At 42.1% G+C, this 17,593-nt stretch carries 13 protein-coding genes; 6 read left to right on the forward strand and 7 right to left on the reverse strand.

The features are described from left to right. Positions 1-763 precede the first annotated feature (763 nt). Positions 764-5,524, forward strand: coding sequence for a coiled-coil domain-containing protein (locus ACYSNU_RS14810; RefSeq protein ID WP_461737971.1), 4,761 nt, complete (start codon positions 764-766; stop codon positions 5,522-5,524). Positions 5,525-5,628: 104 nt separating this feature from the next. Here the strand turns inward: ACYSNU_RS14810 and ACYSNU_RS14815 are convergent, their stop codons facing one another. After that, positions 5,629-6,228, reverse strand: coding sequence for a DUF2922 domain-containing protein (locus tag ACYSNU_RS14815; RefSeq protein ID WP_461737972.1), 600 nt, complete (start codon positions 6,226-6,228; stop codon positions 5,629-5,631). Between the two features lie 135 nt (positions 6,229-6,363). Here ACYSNU_RS14815 and ACYSNU_RS14820 point away from each other — a divergent pair, with 135 nt between their 5' ends. Both ACYSNU_RS14820 and ACYSNU_RS14825 read left to right on the forward strand, forming a co-directional pair. Further along, a complete protein-coding gene (locus tag ACYSNU_RS14820) occupies positions 6,364-6,576 on the forward strand; it encodes a hypothetical protein (protein ID WP_461737973.1) in 213 nt (70 codons plus the stop codon). Positions 6,577-6,642: 66 nt separating this feature from the next. Beyond that, positions 6,643-8,160, forward strand: a complete 1,518-nt coding sequence (locus ACYSNU_RS14825; RefSeq protein ID WP_461737974.1) for a C40 family peptidase — start codon at positions 6,643-6,645, stop codon at positions 8,158-8,160. A 154-nt stretch (positions 8,161-8,314) separates the two neighbouring features. On the opposite strand, the gene ACYSNU_RS14830 is transcribed toward ACYSNU_RS14825, so the two are convergent. Beyond that, on the reverse strand, positions 8,315-8,809 hold the full coding sequence (locus ACYSNU_RS14830; RefSeq protein ID WP_461738066.1) for a VanZ family protein: 495 nt from the start codon (positions 8,807-8,809) through the stop codon (positions 8,315-8,317). 166 nt (positions 8,810-8,975) lie between these two features. Here ACYSNU_RS14830 and ACYSNU_RS14835 point away from each other — a divergent pair, with 166 nt between their 5' ends. From ACYSNU_RS14835 to ACYSNU_RS14845, 3 genes are all read left to right on the forward strand, one after another. Continuing rightward, positions 8,976-10,763 carry a M3 family oligoendopeptidase gene (locus tag ACYSNU_RS14835; RefSeq protein WP_461737975.1) on the forward strand — a complete coding sequence of 596 codons (1,788 nt, stop codon included), beginning with the start codon at positions 8,976-8,978 and terminating at the stop codon, positions 10,761-10,763. Positions 10,764-10,833: 70 nt separating this feature from the next. Continuing rightward, the gene (locus tag ACYSNU_RS14840) at positions 10,834-11,076 is read left to right on the forward strand and encodes a hypothetical protein (RefSeq protein WP_461737976.1); all 243 of its coding nucleotides are present in this window, start codon (positions 10,834-10,836) and stop codon (positions 11,074-11,076) included. A 265-nt stretch (positions 11,077-11,341) separates the two neighbouring features. Then, positions 11,342-12,673: an amino acid permease gene (locus ACYSNU_RS14845; protein WP_461737977.1), complete on the forward strand. Its 1,332-nt coding sequence runs from the start codon at positions 11,342-11,344 to the stop codon at positions 12,671-12,673. 55 nt (positions 12,674-12,728) lie between these two features. On the opposite strand, the gene ACYSNU_RS14850 is transcribed toward ACYSNU_RS14845, so the two are convergent. The 5 genes from ACYSNU_RS14850 to ACYSNU_RS14870 all read right to left on the reverse strand — a co-directional run bounded on the left by ACYSNU_RS14850 (position 12,729) and on the right by ACYSNU_RS14870 (position 17,550). Continuing rightward, complete coding sequence (locus ACYSNU_RS14850) at positions 12,729-13,508, reverse strand: MurR/RpiR family transcriptional regulator (RefSeq protein WP_461737978.1); 780 nt, start codon at positions 13,506-13,508, stop codon at positions 12,729-12,731. Between the two features lie 62 nt (positions 13,509-13,570). Continuing rightward, positions 13,571-14,395 carry a tyrosine-protein phosphatase gene (locus ACYSNU_RS14855; RefSeq protein ID WP_461737979.1) on the reverse strand — a complete coding sequence of 275 codons (825 nt, stop codon included), beginning with the start codon at positions 14,393-14,395 and terminating at the stop codon, positions 13,571-13,573. Positions 14,396-14,408: 13 nt separating this feature from the next. Further along, positions 14,409-15,677, reverse strand: coding sequence for a PTS sugar transporter subunit IIC (locus ACYSNU_RS14860; protein WP_461737980.1), 1,269 nt, complete (start codon positions 15,675-15,677; stop codon positions 14,409-14,411). A gap of 306 nt (positions 15,678-15,983) precedes the next feature. Continuing rightward, positions 15,984-16,772, reverse strand: a complete 789-nt coding sequence (locus tag ACYSNU_RS14865) for a triose-phosphate isomerase family protein (RefSeq protein ID WP_461737981.1) — start codon at positions 16,770-16,772, stop codon at positions 15,984-15,986. Then, complete coding sequence (locus ACYSNU_RS14870) at positions 16,762-17,550, reverse strand: triose-phosphate isomerase family protein (RefSeq protein WP_461738067.1); 789 nt, start codon at positions 17,548-17,550, stop codon at positions 16,762-16,764. The genes ACYSNU_RS14865 and ACYSNU_RS14870 overlap by 11 nt, the downstream gene beginning before the upstream one ends. Between the last annotated feature and the right edge of the window lie 43 nt (positions 17,551-17,593).

The raw sequence follows: 17,593 nt of genomic DNA on the forward strand, positions 1-17,593 counted from the left end.
TTAATTTTACGGGAATTTTTTTCACGTAATAAAAAAAACATTGAGGTAGTAATCCTCATCAAAAAACGTTGCACTATCAATGAAACCGAGTTTTAAAAAATAACCACACTTTTATATTTTTTCACAAAAAAATTCTCTTTTTAACCTTTAAATGTAATAAAATTTCATATTTGTTAAAATATTAATCATTTTTATCGAAATATGTTATACTTTTTATATAATGTTAAGTTTTCCAGTTTAAAACTTCACATGCAAACGCTATCATAGCAAGCGGAACCATACATAGAAAATGGTCTACATCCAGATAGAGGCCCAGAGTTTTATTTGGAGAGAAAGTTATTAAATTGGTCTACGAATAAACCTGTTTTTATTTACATGAAAGGAGAACTGCGAAATGAGATTTCCAGCTAACCGGCTCCCTCATAAAATTTTCTGGTACCAAGATTCGCTACCTTTTTCTTTTGGCCCATAAGCAAAACATTAAGCTGGTGCTAAAATGAGCCTGCCAAAGCGTAGAGTGGCTGGACTATCAGAAAGTCGCTTCAAAAGCTGATGGATTAGGCTGGCTTTAAGCAACCTACCAGCTGCTTGACCCAATCCAGAACTAGTTATCAAAGAACTGTCCTCAACAAATTTATTATGGTAGCGTTCTCGAAGTTTTTTAGACATACGGCTCTCAGCCTACTAGGTATGCCAAAAGGAAAAAGCGTTATTAGGAAATTAGGTAGGATATTGTTAATTTTTTAAAAGGAGTGAATAGGAGATGAAAAGGAATAAATATTTTCGGTTTTTATTGTACTCAAGTACCGTTTTAATGGGGTTGACGACACCAGTCAATGTCCTTGCTATCACCACTTCCCAAGCGGAACAAAAGGAACAAAAAAATCAAGCTGCTGAAGCCCAAGCGGCAACTGAACTGCCAGCCGCCTATACCGAATACAAAGAGGCTTACGACAAATACGCAGAAGCAAAAGCAGCTTTTGAAGACTATAAATTAGGGGAAAACACTTTATATACGAAAGCCGTTGCAGCGAAAGATGACTATGATAAAGAGCTGCTAAATCTTGAAGCTGCCGAAGCTGAATATCTGGGATTAAAAAAAACTTATGAAGATGCTCAAAAAGCATATAATACCATTCTTGAAGAAGAATTCAATCCATTGAATTTACAGTATATGCAAGCTTTGCCGGCCTACAAAACCGCTAAAGAAAATTACGAAAAGCTGATAGAACCTTATAACCAGGCTGAAATAGCTTTTAAACAACAAGAAGGCGTCTATCTGAAAGCATTAGCTGATTACAATGCGCTTAAAGATTCCTTGGCAGCTGATAGCCAACTGCAAACTGACTTTTTAGCAGCGAAAGTCGAATATGATGCAAAGTTAACCGAGTATAAAAAAGCTAAAGCCGCTTACGAACAAGATCAAAAGGACTATCAAGTTTTAGTCACAAATTACACAACCTTGCTGACGACTTACGAAGAAAAGCAGCAAACCTACAATGAGAACTTAACAGGCTATAATCAAAAGAAAGAGCAATATGAGGAAGTTTTAGCTAATTACAACACGGCCGTAGCTGAGCTGACGAATCTAAATAGTGAAGTGGACCGTTTAACGCTGGAATATCAAACGAACTTAGCCCTTTACGAACCGCTTCAAGAGAAATATGAGGCCCAATATGCAGAATTGGCAGCACTGAAATCCAAATATTTTGAACAGTTACGTGCTTATGAAGGTGAATTGGCAACTTTAGAAGGCCAAATTACTACCCACAATCTCAAGGTTGAAGAGTACAATCAGTTGCGGGAGACTTATCTAGCTACCAAAGAAGCTTATGAAACGACGGTGACGACTTACAAAGAAACCACCACTAAGCTGAATGAGCTTTTACCAACCTACGAAGCCAAAGCCGCAGAATATCAAGCAGCGGTCCTCGTTTATCAACAGGAAACTGAAGCCTATAATTTAGCAAAAAGCACCTACGATGAAAATAAACGTAGCTACGAAAGCCAGTTGACTGCACTTGAAGGCGAACTAGCCACCTATGCGGCTAACCGAGATAGTGCCCAAAAAGTGATGGACCAATATGCTGAAGGCAGCGTCGAATACGCAACAGCTTACCAAACCTATAGTGAAAATGTTGCCTTATACAATCAGACGATGGAAAAGTACCAGCCGGTTAAAACCGCTTATGACCAATTACTAACTGAGTTTGAGACGACCCAAAGTAATTATGACACAGCAAAAACCGCCTTCAGCACTTTAGAAAGTAATTATCAAAGTCTGAAAACGGAATATGATGAGTTGAATGAGCAAAAGCTTTATGCTGAGTCCACTTATGAAACACTAGAAACAAATTATCAAGTAGCTGCCGACCAATATACCGCTGTCCAAACCGAGCACGAACGCTTGTTAGAACAAATCGCTGAGCTGACTGCGGAAAAAGATCGCGTTTCTGGTTTGTATGATGATCTGCTGGTGGCCTATGAGGAAGTAGCCAGTCAAATTCCTGAGGGGGATGCAAACTATCAGGAAGTGACAGCAGCCTATCAAAAAACCAAGGCGGCTTATGAAGCAGCGATGACAGCCTACACTACTGCCAAAGAAAATGCTGACAGTTTAAATGTCACAAAAACTGCTTTAGAAATTGACTTGGCTAGCTTGAATGCGACATACGACCAAGTAACCATTGAATTAGGCGAATTGAATGCTCAATTAGCGACGGTCATCAGCCAAAAAACAACGCTGGAAACACAATTAAAAATCCATTCAGAGACTTATGCGACGGTTTCTGCACAATTTGAGGAGGTTAAACAGCTCTTAGAAGTTGCCCAAACAGCTCGCCAAGCTGTGATTGACCAAGTAGCCGTGGCGGGTGCCGATTTAACAAGAGTTCAAGGCTTGTATACCGCTTTGCAAACTCAGCACGGCACGCTGAAAACTCATTTTGATCAAGTGATGGCTGAATATAAGAAAGCGGCAGATCTTTATGGTCCTCTTGCTACACAAAAGGCTTCATTGGATATTCTGTTGACAAATTTAGAAAGCCGCTTGAATGATGCCGGAGGTCTAAAAGATCAGTTCGAAGCGGCGGATAACTATTTTAAGAACGACTTGCAACAAACGCTTTCTAGCGCGCAAATGCTTTATCAAGCAGCTGTAGATGCAATTGATGACTATAAAGGAGACCCAGATGTAACAGCAATAAAACAAGCATTTACTGATGCAAAAGAAAAATACGATAAGATGCTCGGACTCTATCCAGCTGCTGAAACAGCGGTCAATGACTTTAACGACCCAGATAAAAATTCTGCTTATCAAGAGGTTCTGACGGCTTATAATGCAGCGCAAGCAGCTGTAGCGACAATCCAAGACGAAGCTTTTAAACCTTTAACAGACTTACTAGCTAGTTACCCAATCCAGTCCGAGCAAGCAATTGCTAACCTTATAACTTCTAATACAAAAACTGATGATCAGGAGAAATTAGTTGCTGATATAAAAGCTTGGCGGCAAGAATACCAAGAACAACAGGAAAGCAGCGCTAAGATCTTTGCAGAAAATAAAACAGCTATTACAGACTATCAAGCAAGCTATGCAGAATATGCCGCTAGCGGCCTCGTGACAATACCACCGGGTTCTGAGGAGTTTGATCCAACTGCCTTTATCACGGATGCGGAAGCCGTATTTGCAATTGACACTACGGAAGACCGCAATGTGACGAACTTAAATGCCTATATTCAATTAGTAGACCGTTTTATGGACGTGTTAGTTGAATATGACAAATTTAGGGCAGATTCTGTAGTGAACAAGGATGACGAGGACGGCCCTAGTTATGAAAAGAATTTTGCAGATTGGGCGGAATACCTTCAAAGTCCAAAACTTGTAGGTCAAGGTCTTGGTGCCACAATTGATTTTAGCTTTATAGACGAGAAATATGCGACAATCGATTCCAATGAGGAATGGGAAGAGATGCGGCAGGCTTATCTAGCTAAAGGAGAGGCGTATTCCAAAGAGATACCTGCCTGGAGGGAATATATAAATAAGGTAACGAATGCTTGGCTAGATGCAAAGAAGGCTTTCAATGCGGATGCCGAAGCAATCATGGATGGTACCGACGTTTCAGTTCGAAGCCTGCTAAGCCTAATCGATAATGGCTCTCTTTACACTATGGCAAATAAGTTAGAAGATGATTTTGCCAGAATTCCTCCATTAAATTACGAGGAAATGGAAAGAGCTCTGACATATGGGCTATACCGAGTATATCAATACAATAGAGACGACGATGGTGACCCTTTCCAATTTTATTTAGATTACGGAAAAGATTACGCTTCATTGGATTATTTTATGGCCTACGGTAATTTCAATCCTGTACAGGCGCAGATATTAACGGAAATGCCATTAACTCCTAGCTTGAGACTTGATCCAGAGTTGATATTAAAACCTTTTGCAATCGAGACACCGACTGTTGCTATTCCAGTGCCTGAAGAACCCGATAAGCTGACGTTACCGCTATTAGGTCCGGTTTCCATGACAGATTTGGATATCACGCTGAGGGAACCAAGTATTACGGCAACAGGTGTGAAAGAAACCACTTTGCCAGGCTTGGAAAACTTGCCAGAGGTCAGCCCGCTTGAGTTTATTACGATGACCACAGAGGTGGCGACACCAATTACCGTAGTGCTGCCGGATTTGGAAACTACCACCGGTGTCACGGAAACTACATTGAATGTCAGTGATCCAACGCCAAATGCCGAACCAGAAAAAGCAGATAGCGTCATTGTTGACGTGCCGGAACCAGTCAAGCCGACTCCCGAATTCACGGAGTCGCCAGCCTTTGAAGGCGTCGAAAAACCGGAATTTGACCCGACGCCGATTGAAACACCTGAGGACCCTGGCGATGGCGTGATTAAAGAGGAAGAAGAAGAAATTATTATCACTGAACCACTGGAACCAGAGGAAATCGAAACCGTCGAACCGGTCGAGCCAGAACCAATACCAGAAGTTGACCCACCGGTATTGGAACCAGAGGATCCGACCGATCCGACTGATCCAACCGATCCAACCGATCCGACCGATCCGACTGACCCGACCGATCCAACTGATCCGACTGACCCGACCGATCCAACTGATCCAACCGATCCGACTGACCCAACTGACCCAACCGATCCGACTGACCCAACTGACCCAACCGATCCGACTGATCCAGAAAACCCTGGCAATCCGACAAATCCAGGTAATCCAACCGATCCAAATTCAGGTGTCGGTGGTACCAACACCAATCGGACACCGGGAACAGGCGGCACGATTACCATTAACTTCAGTGGCAATCGGACGGCCAATAGGCTTGCCAACACATCAGGGCTGCCAAATACCGGCAGCAGCAACAATCAGCTTTTACCGCAGACTTCAGAAGTTAATCCAGCTTGGTACCAACGCCTTGGTGCCGGCATGCTAGGTCTGTTGGGCGTGGTGGGCATTGGCCGCCGCAAACGCAGAAAAGCTGAAGAAAATAAAGAATCTAAATAGATGATTTATCAGCCAAGCAGCGCCGCTGCTTGGCTGTTTTTGTGCAGGTCAAAAAAACTTGTCCGGCAGGTCCGTAGTTAGAATTATTTTTGCGCTCTACTTGGCTAAGGCGCTCCCCGCGCCAAATACGCCTCTTGATGAGAGGCGGCCCTGTGATTTGCAGCCGGCAGAAGCAGGCAACACTGCTCCCACAACAGACTCAGCGGCTTTTTGAAAAACAGCCGGAGAAAGCTGGCTTTTACTGTAGTCGCAAATTCAGCTGCTTGCTGCTGGCTTGATTTGACAGCTAATTGATTTTCGCCACAGCTGTTTTCTGCCCTTTTCTTTAGACTTAATTCTGGCTTTCTCTCTGCCAACAGCTCAGCCCTCAACTCTGGTTCCAACTTTGCTTCCAACGACGGGCTAATTTCCTTAGCTGACAATGGCTGTGGCGACTTTTGGAAAGGTCGCTGGCGCATTTGTCGTTTGGCGACTTGGTGGGGATTAAAGTCATCAAATAGCGGTGTAATTCGCTTTTCAACATATTTCGCTCCGATAATTTCCGTGTACAGTTGCACGCCGTTACGAACAAATAGCTTTAAGGCGATGATTTCACTCATCGCCCAGTGGACAATGGCTGGACTAAGATTTTGATGACAGCAGTGAATAATCAGCGTTTTGCGGCTGCCGTCTGCATTTCTAAAGATTAAATGTAATTTTCGCACGGTATCTCCCCCTTTTTTCCCTTCATAATATAAACAACCTGAGCCGGCCAAAAATCAACACCTGCAGAAAAAAATTTTTTCCGTCAAGTTCGAAATTTGCTTCCTTATTGTCAAAAATGGGGAAGCAAATTTTTTTTGACTTTAACTTTTAAAAAAAAGATGCCATCAAGAAAAATATTTTTTCAGGTTCCATCTGAGGGGATGTTCAAAAAATTAACAGCGGGCGGAAAACCTGAGAATTCAGAGTTAGCCGTCAAACATCCGATAAAAGACTTATCATTTCGCAATTGTGCAGCCTTGCTCAAAGCTGTCAAACCTGAAAAAAATAAATTTTTCAGCTCGCCGTAATTAAATCCGTATACAATGAAGGTGATTTCTTAACGGTTCTATTTACCATGAAACGGAGGGAGAAAAATGAAAAAAGGTCAGCCCTTGTATAAGTCCCGCTTGCTTTTAAGCTCGTTTTTGCTGGTACCCGTCTTAACGGCTGCACTGTTGAGCGATCAAATCGCCCAAGCCGCCGATGCCGATGCCACCTTTGACCAGAGCGGGCCAAATACTGCACCCGTCACACCAGAAGTAAGCCCGCCCCCTGAACAAACACCCGAACAGCCGCCGGAAACACCAGTCACTGAACCGCTACCGGAACCGACACCGTCCCCCTCGCCTGAGTCGCCAGCTGAAACACCAAATGAGAATCCCAGTGAAACGCCTAGCGAAACCCCAGCGGAAGTTCCCGCCGAAAGTCCGCCGCCCACTGCTACTCCTGCTCCGCCCGCAGAACCCGCTGCCCCGTCGGAAACCGCCAACTCACAAGCACCTGCCGAAAAGTCCCAGACACCAGCACCGCCGCTAACTATCAACTTGACGACAGATGTTACCACCGCCCAGCAAGCACTGCGGGAGGTTGCCTTGGCTCAAGTTGGCAAGCCTTATGTTTTAGGCGCACATGGTCCCGATAGTTTTGACTGCGGCGGCTTGGTGAAATACAGCTATCAGCAGGCTTTGAACATTGACTTACCGATGGGCACCACCAATCAAGAACGCTACGGGGAAGAAGTTAGTTTTGAGACTTTACAAGTCGGTGATTTATTATTTTACGGAGAACGAGGCGCTGCCTATCATGTCGCCATGTATCTTGGCGACCAACAGATGATTTACGCACCGCAGCCGGGAGAAACCGTCAAAGTCACGCCGGTCAACTATTATCCACCTAGCTTTGCCAAACGAATTTTACCAACCACTTCATCCATTCAAACAGAATTAGCACTTATTGGGGATTGGCAGGGCACAGGTGTCGATAGTCTTGGCGTCAAAAAAGCGACCAGCTACTTTCTCAACTATTCACTGACTGATGACCAAATCGATTGGCAATTTGACTATGGTCTACCAGAAGATCAAGTGCTGGTTGGCGATTGGAATGGTGATGGTCAAGATACGTTGGCTTTGAAACGGGAAAATCGTTTTTATTTTGACAATGATTTGACTGATGACTTGATTGACCATGAACTGGCCTATGGCAACTTGGAGGACACAGCGATTGCTGGTGATTGGGATGGTGACGGCATTGATACAATTGCCGTTAGGCGGGGAAATGTCTTCTATTTTACCAATAATTTTGAAGCCACGACAGCGGAATTCACCTTTGCTTTTGGCCACGATGATGACGAATTTTTAGTCGGTGACTGGGAAGGTGATGGTAAAGACAGTGTGGCGGTTAAACGGGGAAATGTTTATTATTTTACTAATTCGCTTGAGACAGAAGAACAAACTTTTTCTGTAACCTTTGGTGCTGCTGAAGACGTTGGTTTAGCCGGCGATTGGAATGGCGACGGCCAAGACAGCATTGCCGTCAAGCAAGGTAGCGACTACTATTTTTGTAATGACCTCACTAATCCAATCGCAGAATTTCCATTGCATTTTAATCCGTAGAAGAGCTAGATAAAAAAATTTCAACTTCAATCTATTTAAACTATCAAAAATTTCAAGCTAGTATTTTAGCTTTGCAACTCTGACTTTAAACAAAAAAACTAAAACAAGGCCCGGCAAAAGTTCACTCTTGCCGGGCCTTGCTAGTTATCTTTAGCTATCTTCTTTTTCGTTTCTTGAATATCAGCCCGACTAAAAAAGTCAGCACAATCGCTGTCGCCGCCCCCACTGAATCCAGCATCACATCTTGGAATAATGGCGTGCGGCCGCCGGTCAACATCTGATGAAATTCATCTGTCGCCGCATAGCCGGTGGCCGACAGCCAAGCCAAAATCATCGGCAAAGCGGTCAGCTTGGTTTTGTTGCGGGTGCCTAAAAACAAGCCCCAGCCCATTACAAAATACGTGCCGAAATGGGCGCCTTTGCGAATAAAAAATTCGACAAATTTAAAATAGCCAGAGGCGGCAATGCTGACCTCTGAACCGCCGTAGACAAAAGAGATGCCGCTGAGTTGGTCTTTAAAGGGTTCATTTTTCAAGAGGCTTTGCAAGAGGCCGATTTGTGATTGCTGCTCATAGGTTTGCGATGAGCTGATAAATAAGATAAGCATGATAAGAGCGGCCACGGCTAAATAAAAATTGCCGTTTTTCATGGATTTACTGATTGTTTTCTTCAAAAATTTCGCTACTTTCTATTAAAAAATATCTCTGCCTTCTATCTTACCACGCCAAATTTGAATGCCAAGCCTTACAGCAGAAAAAAACTTTGCTATACTTAGGAAAGTATGAAGAAAGGTTGGTACATGCATGAGATATTCAATGAAATGGGATTTAGACAGTATTTTCACCGGCGGCAGCAGCTCGCAAGGCTTACAGGAGCGGATGACCTTATTAAAACAGCAGGCCAAAGATTTCTATGACTTAGTTGACCGCTATCAAGGGAGTGATGCTCCAGAAAAGCTCGTCGAGGTTGTGACGACTTTAGGCATCGTCACCAATGGCTTTAGCCAATGCAATAGCTTTATCACCGCTTTAAACTCAGCTGACGTCACTGATGCCAAAGCCAAGGTTTTAGCCGGCGATTTATTTGCCCTTTTGCCGACAATCCGCTTGGCTGAAACGTTATTTTCTAAAAAATTAGCGGAAATTTCCGATGCCGCTTGGCAGGAATTAGCTGCCGACAGCCAAATTTCTCCATTGGCTTTTCGCTTAGGTGAAATCCGTCGCGACGGCCAACGCCTCTTAAGCAGCGAAGCCGAAAACATTATCCAAGTGCTTGCTTTAGACGGCCTCAATGCTTGGAGCTCGCATTATGATACGATTGTTGCCACAATTCAAATTCCTTTTACAGAGGATGGTAGTGAAAAACTGTTGTCAGCCGGTCAAGCCTTCAACACGATGATGGGGGATGCCGATGCCGCTGTGCGCCAAGAATTATTTACAAAATGGGAAGCAGCTTGGCGGGAAAAAGGCAGCATTTTAGCCGATACCTTAAACCATTTAGACGGCTTCCGACTCTCCACTTATAAGCTCCACGGGGAAGACGACTTTTTACAGGAGCCGTTGGAGTATAACCGTCTCAAAAAAGAAACCTTGGATGTGATGTGGTCGACCATCGCCAAAAACAAACAGGGCGTGATGGACTTTTTGACCCGCAAAGCCCAATTGTTCGGCAAAGAAAAACTTGATTGGCAGGATCAAGACGCACCGATTATCTTAGGGGATTTAACGGAAAAAACCTATTCCTTTGATGCGGCCGCCGACTTTATTTTAGAACATTTCCAAAGCTTTAGCCCGAAAATGGCAACCTTTGCCCAATCGGCCTTTGAAAAATCTTGGATTGAAGCGGAAAACCGCCCCGGCAAACGTCCCGGTGGCTACTGTGAAGGCTTCCCAGAATCAGAAGAATCACGGATTTTCATGACCTATGGCGAATCAGTCAATGAAGTGGCCACCTTGGCCCATGAATTAGGCCACGCCTTCCACAGCAGTTTACTGTGGGATTTACCGGTTATCAATCAGGAATATGCTATGAACGTGGCGGAAACTGCCAGCACTTTTGCGGAATTAATTGTTGCCGATGCGACCTTGAAGGACGCTCAAACCACCGAAGAAAAAATTAATTTATTAGATACTAAATTGCAAAATGCTGTAGCGATGTTTATGAACATCCACGCCCGCTTCATTTTTGAAACCAATTTCTACGAAGCCCGCCAAAAAGGCTTAGTTTCAGAGGCAGAAATTGCTGACATGATGCTGGCGGCACAAAAGGAAAGCTATCTCGATCAATTGGGCAGCTACCACCCTTATTTCTGGGCAGCAAAACTGCATTTCTTTATTGATGATGTTCCTTTTTACAATTTCCCATATACCTTCGGTTATCTTTTCAGCATGGGCATTTACGCTTACGCCAACCAGCATCAAGGAAATTTTGAGGACCAATATATCGCATTACTGCGGGACACTGCCGTGATGACCTCAGAAGATTTGGCCCAAAAACATTTGCAGGTTGACCTGACTAAACCTGACTTCTGGCAGGCCGGCATTGATATGGTCATGCAGGATATCCAGCAGTTTATGGACCTGACAGAAAGCTATGTGAAATAAAAAAACCTGCTGCTCGCTCCAAAAAAGCTAAGTCCAGCTGCAGCCTACATGATTAAGAGGAGGACTTTTGATGAATCAAGAAGAAATTTTCGCCAAATTACAAGAATTAATCGGCCAAGGAAATCTTGAGGCCGCTCAAAATTTCTTTGATGAACACAAGGAAAACTTGGGTGATTTAGCCAGTCAAGCCAGCAATCTTTTAGAAAATGCCGGCGGAGTTTCCGGCATCATGGATAAAGCTCAAGAGTTTATTGGCAATCCAGAGGGCCTTAGCGGTCTGGCGGATAAATTCAAAAACTTTTTCGGAAATTAAAATGTTTACCTTATCTTAAACAACAGCAAGAAGAAGCAAACAGACCTGAATCCGCCTTTTTTTCGCAAAAAGATGTAAATCTTTTGAAAAAGCCAAAGGATTCTTAAGGTGCTGTTTGCTTTTTTTGCTGCTAGGCCTTTAGGCGAGCTTCCGGCAGGCGAGCGGCCCTTGAAACTTGAAAACTTTCTGTTATTATATAAAAGAATTATCTGAAAATTCCCACGATATTTTCGGATAAATTATTTTAAAAAGAAGGAAGAGTTTCATGGAGAAAAATTTACAAAAACGGATGACCTCCCGACATATCACGATGCTGGCTTTAGGTGGAGCAATTGGCGTTGGCCTGTTTAAAGGCAGCGGCGAAGCAATCGGTCTGGCTGGACCGGCTGTTATCTTAGCTTTTTTAATTGGCGGACTGTTATTATTTGTCGTGATGAACGGCCTCGGCAAAATGGTGGTGGATCAAGAAAATCCCCACGGCTTATCAGGAATTATCCAGCCTTATTTAGGCGATCATGCGGCGGATTTTATCGACTGGCTCTATTGGTCCTTGTGGATGATTAATATCATCGCTGAAGCGGTCGCCGCCGCCAGCTTTTTACAATTATGGTTTCCCCAGGTGCCAACCTGGGCCTTTGTTCTGATTTTAGCTTTGTTGACTACCATCATCAATTTATATTCCGTTCGACTATTCGCCGAAACCGAGTATTGGCTGGCCTTTGCCAAAATTGTTATCATTCTATTACTAATTTTATTCGGCCTTTATCTGGTCGCTCAACAAATTTTTGCAGGCGGCTGGCTAACAACCTTCAGCCAGCTCACCAGTCATGGCGGCTTTGCTCCTAAAGGTCTTTCCGGTTTGGTCAGCTCCCTGCTGATTGTGATTTATTCCTATGGCGGCTCAGAGCTAATCGCCATCACCGTTTCAGAAACGGAGGACCCGAAAACAGCCATTCCCAAGGCAATCAAAGGCGTAATGGGCCGCATTGTGTCTTTTTACATTGTACCGATGATTTTACTTCTGACGATTTATTCTTGGCAGACTCTAGCGGCAACTTCTGTTAGCCCTTTTGTGATGGTCTTTGAAAAAATGCAAATCCCATACGCAGCCGATATCGTTAATTTCGTCATTATTCTGGCCCTCTTTTCGTCGATTAATTCCGGCGTCTACGCCTCTTCTCGGACATTATTTTTCCGGCTGAAGGATCAGACCGGCATCGGCAAGCAGCTGGCTCGTCTAAACAAACATCAAGTTCCACAGCGGGCGGTGCTATTTTGCACCGGCACCTTGTATGTCGGCGTTATCCTAGCTTATTTTTTAGGCGATAACCTTTTTAATTATCTTGTCGGCAGCCTCTCCTACTCGGTTTTAGCGACTTGGATGCTAATCAGCTGTGGCGCCTTCGTTCTCGCCCTTAGAAAAGGCCGCCTCTTTGAAAAAATACTCAGCGGCGGGGCAATTGTCAGCCTCAGCTTGATTTTAATTGGCATTATCGCCTCAAACACTTGGGGCGTGACGCTATTCACTGCCCTTTTATATACGGTGATTTTCTTTAGTTATCGGGGGCGAGGGACGGTGCCGGCTTTGGAAAAATAAGCATAAAAAAGCTAATGGAGTGAGCTCGTACACATTCACCCCATTAGCTTTCGTTTTAAATTGTTTCATTACATGAGTATGCTTTTAAATATAACAAGTAATTTCGCATTAGCGTATCAATACAAAGATTTAACGGCAGATAGGAATGGATTTGGGTCCCTTTTAATGGATTAGCAATCGGCGTGGAGTAATAGAACAAATTATAATTAGCCAGACGCACAAGCTTATTATTTGAAAAAGAAGTAATACTAATAATTTTAGCCTCTCTTAACTTTAAAAGCTTTATTACTTTAATTAAATCTACTGACTCACCACTATGGGAAGCAATGAAAAAGCAATCGCGCTTCGTTATCAAAGGAATCACCGATTCTAACTCACTCATGCCAGATAGATAGATGACTCTTTTATTCCCGATACCCATTAAATTTCTTGAAAGCTCACGAATATAATTTTGATTCGTGTGTCCTGTTCCAAAGCAGTAAATAAATTCAAGCTGTTCAAAGTCATCAAAAATTGCTGTAAAGTTTATCTGTCTCAACAAACGTTTTGTTTCAGCAAGATCTTTAGTCTGTAGTTCAAGCACATCTGCATTTTTTTCAGATATCTGAGCATCAGCTTCGATTTTTAACTGAACCCGAAATTCAGCAAAGCTAGAGTATCCTAATTTTTTGATTACTTTAGAGATATATGATTTAGACATATGCACTGCACTAGCAATTTCATCAATTGTCAAAGTTTCAATCAATTTACGATTTTCATATAGCCAAGTAACGACCGTGTTTTCATTGAAATTTAATATTGAGGTTTTGTCTATGATTTTACTTTCAAAACTCATTTAAATAACCCCCTTCAGGTATATATTAATGAGTTTTAAATGAAATAGCAATTTAAAATGAATCAGTTCATATCCTCTAAATAGTATTCTTTGAAACGCTGGATAAAGTCTTCTGATAGACCCATGACTTTTCTAAAATAGTCAATTACTGTACCCCCAACTTTTTTTATTTCAATAATTGTATCGTAAATTACATCTTCCCTTGTGGCCATGGCGCTTTCTAAATAATTTAATACATTTTTATTATCAGTATATTGCCGATATTCTGCCATTCTTTCATCGTTTCTCGTCTGATTATATTTCCCCGTGGCCATATAATCTTCAATAATAGTTTCTTCCTCCACTCCTAAAAGCAGCAAAACTAAAGCAACTCCATAACCCGTACGGTCTTTGCCGCCGCGACAATGTTGCAGAGAAATAATATTTGGTCCTCGGCCCAATATTGTCAGCATTTCTTTATAAATCCCTTGTGAATGTTTATCTTTTACATAGGAAAGCATGCTTTCTTTTAGCATATCTGACGATAAATTTAGTTGATTGCTTACATCAAGCTGAATCAAACTATTAACTTTTTCAAAATCTGTTTTCAAATCGCTACTTGCCAAAGCTGCAATTTTACTATCAGGTGATAATACATAGGTTTTAGCGCCAGCGATCTCTTGATTAGGCCTCTTAGAGCGTTCAGATTGATTTCGATAATCAATAATTGTGTTTATACCATACTTTTCTAGAATCTCAATATCAGAATTTGTTAGTAAAAATAAATCATCTGATCTGAACAGCTTCCCTTTTTTTATACGACGACCGCCCTCTGTTTGATATCCTCCAAAATCTCTTGTATTAAATGTTCCGTTTAATCGAATGAAATGTTCATCATTAATATTCAAAATAATCTCCTTATTAGTTAATAGTCAGTAACTCATTCTCTAGATTCTTCTTATCCAAATACTTAATGAACGGATAATACAAGAGCATTACAACAACTACTTGTACAAGCTGTAAGACCCCAGTCCTCCAATCACCAATAACTAAACCGCTAAAGAATGGAATATTCCATGGAAATGTCACACCATTTGCTCTTGGAATAATGTTAAAGAGCGTAGCGACATAAGCCATCGCAATTGAAATAACTGGAGCAAGACTCATAGGGATAAATAAAACTGGGTTTAAAACCATCGGTATACCAAATTTCATCGGCTCACTAATTCCAAAAAAGCCAGGAACAATTGCGATTTTCCCCACCGCTTTCAGTTGCTTACTATGACAAAAGGCTAATAACAATAATGCTAAAGCAAAATGACGTGGACCTTTGAGGGTATTGATAAAAGTCATAGTTAAAATATTCGGCAGAGGCTCCCCACTCGAAAATGCAGCTAGGTTTTGAATTTCTAAAGGCTGATATAATGTATATAAAATGGCTGAAGTTGCTAAACTACCGTGTATCCCAAAAAACCACAGTACTTCAGAAAAAAACATCAAAAAAAGAAGAGCCCATATTGAACCTCCTAAATATTGTAAAGGTTCTTGAAGCAAAGTGTAGATTAAGTCGTGAATGTTTCCAAAACTAGTAAATGAAAGAACTCCTGAGAGCACTAACATAAATGCAGCGATAATGACTGCAGGGATTAGTGCTGTAAAGGAATTTGCCACATTTTGGGGGACACTTTCAGGCATTTTGATAGTAATTTTTTTCTTGGTCAAAAAATGGTAACACCAGGTTGTTGACAAAGCGACTAACATTGCTACAAACATTCCTTTTGAGCCAAGGTATGAAATATCAAAACCACTGATTGTACTATCATTTACCTCAAAGTTACCTAACGGAGTCGCAATAAAAAAACTCATGATGGATATTAAAATTGAAGAGATAACGTCACTATTTAAGGTTCGCGCCATTTCATATGCAAGGGCAATCAAAACATATATTGAAATTAAATTTGTAGTCATCGTCGTACCGACTTTGATTAAGCCAGTTAATCCAACATTGTCAATGAAGTTTTGATAGACGGGGATACTAAGATTAGACAAAATGGCACAAATTGATCCCACCATTGTAACTGGTAATATTTTGATCATTCCATTGGCGATTGACATAATAACAATATTTGTTGAGAATTTCCCCATCACTGTTTGAAATTTATCTGTTAATAAATGCATTTTATTTCCCAAGATAAGCACCTCATATACTTAAATTATTAAGATTCAAATATACTTCCCTTTCTTATAAAAAAATTTTTTTAAGCGATTTCATTTTCTAGAAGATGATGTGCACACTCTTAGAATACTCGAATAAAATGTAAAAACAATAACTCATCTCGAATTGTGTCTCATTTTCCGAAGATAACAATAGTTTCCATATTAAGAACTAGTTTCCACAAGGACTTTACTCAATAAACTAATGATATTTTTCGAGTATTTTTAAATAAAAAACTCTAAACCCGTTTAAATCACGAGTTTAGAGTAAAGGTGTCTTATTTACACACTGATTCTCCCTTTTGCCTCCTCAACAACTGCTACCACTTCAGCATAGCGCCTTGGCTCGCTGCCGAAACGGCCAACTAATACTCCGTCAATCGCATCATCAGCAACAATCAGCCGGGCATTTTCCGGACTGACAGAGCCGCCGTAAATTACTCGAATGGCAGCCACCGTTTCTGCGGGATAAAATTCCGCCAAAATCTCACGGATGACCTGTCCTACTTGGTGAATATGAGGAGCATTTGAAGCCCGGGTTTTGCCGACTGCCCAATGGGGTGTATATGCCACCACTAGTCGCCGGACATCCGTTTCTTTGGCATCTTGCAAGTCGTTGAATAGCTGACGTTTTAAAATGCTATACAGTTTATTGGGATCTTCAATTTTTTCATCCTCACCAATACAGAGAACTGGTGTTAAGCCAGCTTCTAGGGTTAGCAGTAATTTTTTATTAATCAACTCGTCAGTATCGCCGAACATACTGCGGCGCTCCCAATGTCCTAATTCAACATACTGCCCGTCAACATCAACTAAAGATTCAATAGAATATTCACCTGAGTATTCACCAGCTGCAAAAGGGGCAATATTTTGTGACCCTAGCCCTATCCGACTATCTTTTAAAACTGTCGCAACAGCGGTGATAGTCCCCATTGATGGAAAAACAATTTGTTCAATTTCCTGATTCTCATTTAGTAAGTCAACGAGTTGCTTGGCAAAATCAACCGCATCTTGATTGCGATTTTGCCGCATAGCCCAACTCATTCCGACGATTGGTTTTCTAGTTGTCATCTAATCGACCTCCTGCTTTGACTAATTCTAAAATTGCTTGATAATTTTGCGGCTGATGCCCGAAGCGTCCAATAAATACACCATCGACATCGGCGCCCTTGATAATGGCTCCGGTATTTTCTTTTGAGACTGAACCGCCATAAATAATTCGGCTGGCCACGGCCACTTCCTGATTATAAAGTGTTGCTAGAATAGTGCGGATTTCCCGATGGGCTTGATGGACAAAGGCAGTCGGAGCCGCCTCTGCTTTGCCAATCGCCCAGCCGGGTTCGTAGGCGAAAATAATTCGACTGATGGCTACCGGCGCAATTTCATGAAGATAGGCTTGCAGTTGCTGTGTTAAAACAGCGGTAAAGTCTGCCATTGAAAGCTGCTGATTGCCCTCGCCAATACACAACACTGGCGTACAGTTATTTTCTAAAGTCAAACGAGTCTTTTGATTAATCAGCTCCGGAGTCTCATGGAATATTTGAATCCGCTCATTATGCCCCAATTCCACATAACTGCCGCCTAATTCCAGCATACTTTCAATTGAATATTCGCCGGTATAAGCACCATTTTGCCCTGGTGCAATATTCTGGGCACCGTAGCTAATATTACTTTGATGCTGCAACTCCACCTGTGCTGCGGGAATTGCCCCCAGACTCGGAAACAAAAACTGCTCCACCGCCGTTTCATTACCGGTAAGTTGGCGGATATTCCGGCAAAACTCAGCCGTTTTCACGTTGGTATTCATATAATTTTTTAAACTCATGCCGACAATCGCCTTACGCTTCATAATATTCACCTAATTCATCTTAAATGGATTGATTTTCCTACTA

The organism is Enterococcus sp. LJL120, assembly GCF_054871765.1.

What these genes read in the sequence shown, in the direction of transcription:
- ACYSNU_RS14870 (WP_461738067.1), bottom strand. Translation starts at nt 17,550, where the DNA reads ATGAAGCGTAAGGCGATTGTCGGCATGAGTTTAAAAAATTATATGAAT.
- ACYSNU_RS14840 (WP_461737976.1), top strand. Translation starts at nt 10,834, where the DNA reads ATGAATCAAGAAGAAATTTTCGCCAAATTACAAGAATTAATCGGCCAA.
- ACYSNU_RS14830 (WP_461738066.1), bottom strand. Translation starts at nt 8,809, where the DNA reads ATGAAAAACGGCAATTTTTATTTAGCCGTGGCCGCTCTTATCATGCTT.
- ACYSNU_RS14845 (WP_461737977.1), top strand. Translation starts at nt 11,342, where the DNA reads ATGGAGAAAAATTTACAAAAACGGATGACCTCCCGACATATCACGATG.
- ACYSNU_RS14825 (WP_461737974.1), top strand. Translation starts at nt 6,643, where the DNA reads ATGAAAAAAGGTCAGCCCTTGTATAAGTCCCGCTTGCTTTTAAGCTCG.
- ACYSNU_RS14850 (WP_461737978.1), bottom strand. Translation starts at nt 13,508, where the DNA reads ATGAGTTTTGAAAGTAAAATCATAGACAAAACCTCAATATTAAATTTC.
- ACYSNU_RS14865 (WP_461737981.1), bottom strand. Translation starts at nt 16,772, where the DNA reads ATGACAACTAGAAAACCAATCGTCGGAATGAGTTGGGCTATGCGGCAA.
- ACYSNU_RS14810 (WP_461737971.1), top strand. Translation starts at nt 764, where the DNA reads ATGAAAAGGAATAAATATTTTCGGTTTTTATTGTACTCAAGTACCGTT.
- ACYSNU_RS14835 (WP_461737975.1), top strand. Translation starts at nt 8,976, where the DNA reads ATGAAATGGGATTTAGACAGTATTTTCACCGGCGGCAGCAGCTCGCAA.